Below are 3,765 nucleotides of genomic sequence, written 5' to 3'. Positions count from 1 at the left end.
ATGTTAGTTATTAAATCAATAGCTTGGAGGATAATAAAAAGTTGAATACCGCCCTAAACCGTCCGAAAAATGTTTCGGCATCACGAACGTTACCAGACTTTTTCCAACATTGCCACAAACAACCCCTTTGCTTTTATGCGATTAATTTTGTCGAAAATACCAATACTTACCCTCTGAGTAAGTCACCACCCTGCTTAATCGCCTTATGAAAATAAGTACTAAGTAGGGTACACTTAAAATAGTAGAAGCTCAGTCATTTTGAAGAACACTATGCTCAACATAATTAAAAAATAACTCCCGACAAATATTATGGCAAAGGCCAAAACCGCCAACGAAGAACCACTCGAAAAACAACTCTGGAAAGCCGCCGACAAGCTGCGTAAGAATATCGATGCCGCCGAGTACAAACACATCGTCCAAGGCTTGATCTTCCTCAAATACATTTCCGATTCGTTTGAAGAACACTTTGCCAAATTGCAGGCAGGCGAAGGCGATTATGCCGGTGCTGACCCGGAAGACAAGGACGAATACAGCGCCGAAAACATCTTTTTCGTCCCATCGGAAGCCCGCTGGTCGTTCCTGCAAGCCCAGGCTAAACAACCCAATATTGGTACGTTGGTTGATGAAGCGATGGATGCCATCGAAAAGGAAAATACCTCTCTCAAAGGCGTGTTGCCCAAAGTCTTTGCTAGGCAGAACCTTGACCCAACCAGTTTAGGCGGCTTGATCGACTTGGTCGGCAATATCGCCCTGGGCGATGCCAAAGCCCGCAGTGCCGATGTGTTAGGGCATGTGTTTGAATATTTCCTCGGCGAATTTGCCTTGGCCGAAGGCAAACAAGGCGGCCAGTTCTATACCCCGCGCAGCATTGTCGAACTGCTGGTCAACATGCTGGAACCGTATTCAGGCCGTGTATTCGATCCCTGCTGCGGCTCAGGCGGAATGTTTGTGCAATCGGAAAAGTTTGTCGAAGAACACCAAGGCCGCGTTAACGACATAAGCATCTATGGGCAAGAAAGCAACCAGACCACCTGGCGGCTGGCGAAAATGAACCTCGCCATTCGCGGCATCGCCAGCGATCAGGTCAAATGGAACAACGAAGGCTCATTCCTCAACGATGCCCACAAAGACCTGAAAGCCGACTACATCATCGCCAATCCGCCCTTCAACGATTCCGACTGGAGCGGCGACCAATTACGCAGTGATGGTCGCTGGCAATACGGAACACCGCCTGCCGGTAACGCCAACTTTGCCTGGTTGCAGCATTTTGCCTATCACCTCGCACCAACAGGCCAAGCGGGCGTGGTGTTGTCCAAAGGGGCGCTCACCTCCAAAACCAGCGGCGAAGGCGACATCCGCAAAGCGCTGATTGAAGACGGCAACCTCATCGACTGCATCGTTAACTTGCCCGCCAAATTGTTTTTGAATACCCAAATCCCCGCCGCCTTATGGTTTATGAGCCGTAACCGAAACAACGGCAAATTCCGAAACCGCAGCGGCGAGATTTTATTTATCGATGCCCGCAACCTGGGGCATCTCATCAACCGCCGTACCCGTGAACTGTCCCCAGACGACATCAAACAAATCGCCGACACCTACCATAACTGGCGAAATCCTGATAGTGACGCACAGGGACGTGCTAATGTCGCGGGAGGCGGGAAGCCGGGAGCGACCACTTACGAAGACATCAAAGGCTTTTGTTGTTCTGCATCCATCGAACGGGTTAAAGAACTGGATTATGTATTAACTCCAGGCCGCTACGTCGGTTTGCCGGATGAAGAGGATGATTTCAACTTTGCCGAACGCTTCACTGCGTTGAAAACGGAATTCGAAGCTCAGTTGCTTGAGGAAGCCGAACTCAATAAGGCGATAGCAGATAATTTGGCGAAGGTAAAGTTATGACACAACCCAACCCGCCGACCACAGCAAACATCGATACGCTGTACCAAGACATCAGGCAACTGATTGAAGCAGCCAAAACCCATGTCGCTACCCAGGTAAACCAAGCGTTGGTGCTGACTTACTGGCAAATCGGCAAAACCATTAAAACCGATCTGCTGCAAGATGCCCGATCCGAATATGGGCTAGCGACGCTAAAACAGTTGGCGCAACAGTTACAGCAAGAATATGGGGCGGGCTTTAGTTATTCCAGCTTAACCCGTATGATCAAATTCTATAGCTACCTGCCTGAACAGACAATTGTTGCGACACTGTCGCAACAATTGTGCTGGTCGCACTTTAGCGTATGGACAGTATGCGTTATGAGCTTACAGCCAACTAAACTAACCAATGCGAATTTTGCGAGGTTTACACCATGAATGACCAAGACAACCGTTGGCAACAACGCTTCGCCAACTATAAAAAAGCCTTGGCACAGCTTAAAAGCGCTGTGGAACTTAGTCAACAACGTGCCTTGTCGCAACTTGAAAAACAGGGCGTTATCCAAGCTTTTGAGGTCACACATGAATTGGCTTGGAATGTCTTGAAGGACTACCTGGAAGACCAGGGCAACCAGGCGGTAAAAGGCTCAAAAGATGCCACCCGCGAAGCCTTTAAGGTAGCTTTGATAGCCGACGGCGAGCAATGGATGGCGATGATCCAGAGCCGAAACCTGTCGTCGCATACTTATAATGAACACACTGCCGAACAACTGGTTGACGCGATTCTGTCCGTTTATTTTCCGTTGTTTGAAGCCCTGCAGACAGAAATGGAAAACCACCTGCCATGAACGCAACAACGGCGGATAAATTAGGTTTATCGCAAACCACGCTGGACAAGCTCAACAGCATTTTTCGGCAGCACAACAGCATTGGTTTAGTGCTGATCTACGGCTCCCGTGCCAAAGGCAACTATCGCCCTGGTTCCGACATTGATTTGACCATCAAAGGCGGCGACCTTGACTTCGCCGAGTTAACGCAAATTCTAGACCAGATTGATGACTTATCCCTGCCCTACACCGTGGATTTATCGCATTATTCACAGCTTAGCAATCCCGATTTAATTGCCCATATTGACCGCGTGGGGGTGGTAATTTATGACCGGGACGCTGAATCTGATAAGGCCATTGCTGAGAATTTGGCGAGGATTAAACAATGAATGCAAATCGGGTAGGGGCAAAAAAATTTTTGCCCCTACGCCCCAAAACCGTATTGCAAGCCAATCTGCATAATGCCCTGCTTGAAGCCAAAGCGCGGCTGGAATTTCAGCGTGAAGGGGACGATGATGAGTGAGGGGTTGGTTAAGGTTATTGCTGATAAATTGATGAGGTTTCAGCTCAATAGGATGTGCCAAACAACGTGCGGCGCATCAATCGCGAACGATGCGCCTCCCTTCGTTCGGCAGCATCCTATAAGCCCAGCTTATGGGCTTAAACGGGTTGGCGATGATGTGGAATAAATGCGCCGCGACCTGAAAACATATTCTAAAGAAGTGTTGCAAGCCAAGCTGCATAAAGCCCTGCGAGGCCAAAGCTCGGCTGGAATTTCAGCGTGAAAGGGATGGTGATGAGTGAGGGGTTGAATAAGGCCATAGCTGAAAATTTGGCGAGGATTCAGTTGTGAGTGATTGGAAGGAATTCAGAATAGAGGACTTTGCTGAGATTCAAAATCAAAAACGCATACCACTTAGTTCGATGGAGAGGTCTAAGAAGCGAGGGACTTTCCCATACTACGGAGCATCAGGAATTGTTGATTATATCGACGATTATATTTTCGATGGTGAATATGTGTTGGTTTCTGAAGATGGAGAAAATTTACGGACAAGAAA

At 48.4% G+C, this 3,765-nt stretch carries 6 protein-coding genes; all 6 read left to right on the top strand.

Going from position 1 to position 3,765, the window contains the following annotated elements; genetic code table 11:
- The first annotated feature begins 309 nt into the window (after positions 1-309).
- A complete protein-coding gene (locus MGMO_RS17560; RefSeq protein WP_023496428.1) occupies positions 310-1,902 on the top strand; it encodes a type I restriction-modification system subunit M in 1,593 nt (530 codons plus the stop codon).
- Entirely contained in the window at positions 1,899-2,318 is a 420-nt protein-coding gene (locus MGMO_RS17555) for a DUF1016 N-terminal domain-containing protein (RefSeq protein ID WP_023496427.1), read from the top strand. Before MGMO_RS17560 ends, MGMO_RS17555 begins: the two co-directional genes overlap by 4 nt.
- Entirely contained in the window at positions 2,315-2,728 is a 414-nt protein-coding gene (locus MGMO_RS17550; protein ID WP_023496426.1) for a nucleotidyltransferase substrate binding protein, read from the top strand. Before MGMO_RS17555 ends, MGMO_RS17550 begins: the two co-directional genes overlap by 4 nt.
- The gene (locus tag MGMO_RS17545) at positions 2,725-3,096 is read left to right on the top strand and encodes a nucleotidyltransferase domain-containing protein (protein ID WP_023496425.1); all 372 of its coding nucleotides are present in this window, start codon (positions 2,725-2,727) and stop codon (positions 3,094-3,096) included. Before MGMO_RS17550 ends, MGMO_RS17545 begins: the two co-directional genes overlap by 4 nt.
- Positions 3,093-3,230: a hypothetical protein gene (locus tag MGMO_RS20150; protein ID WP_023496424.1), complete on the top strand. Its 138-nt coding sequence runs from the start codon at positions 3,093-3,095 to the stop codon at positions 3,228-3,230. Before MGMO_RS17545 ends, MGMO_RS20150 begins: the two co-directional genes overlap by 4 nt.
- A 326-nt stretch (positions 3,231-3,556) precedes the next feature.
- Positions 3,557-3,765 (top strand): restriction endonuclease subunit S (locus MGMO_RS17540; RefSeq protein WP_036308705.1); only part of this gene is annotated, 209 nt, incomplete at its 3' end.

The sequence above is a fragment of the Methyloglobulus morosus KoM1 genome (genome assembly GCF_000496735.2).
In the GTDB taxonomy this organism is placed as follows: domain Bacteria; phylum Pseudomonadota; class Gammaproteobacteria; order Methylococcales; family Methylomonadaceae; genus Methyloglobulus; species Methyloglobulus morosus.
Note: the sequence above shows the minus strand (reverse complement) of the source record. Positions and strands in the feature narration are given on the sequence as shown.

Excerpts from the sequence above, each read along its gene's own strand:
- MGMO_RS17555 (WP_023496427.1), top strand. The coding sequence starts at position 1,899 with ATGACACAACCCAACCCGCCGACCACAGCAAACATCGATACGCTGTAC.
- MGMO_RS20150 (WP_023496424.1), top strand. The coding sequence starts at position 3,093 with ATGAATGCAAATCGGGTAGGGGCAAAAAAATTTTTGCCCCTACGCCCC.
- MGMO_RS17545 (WP_023496425.1), top strand. The coding sequence starts at position 2,725 with ATGAACGCAACAACGGCGGATAAATTAGGTTTATCGCAAACCACGCTG.
- MGMO_RS17560 (WP_023496428.1), top strand. The coding sequence starts at position 310 with ATGGCAAAGGCCAAAACCGCCAACGAAGAACCACTCGAAAAACAACTC.
- MGMO_RS17550 (WP_023496426.1), top strand. The coding sequence starts at position 2,315 with ATGAATGACCAAGACAACCGTTGGCAACAACGCTTCGCCAACTATAAA.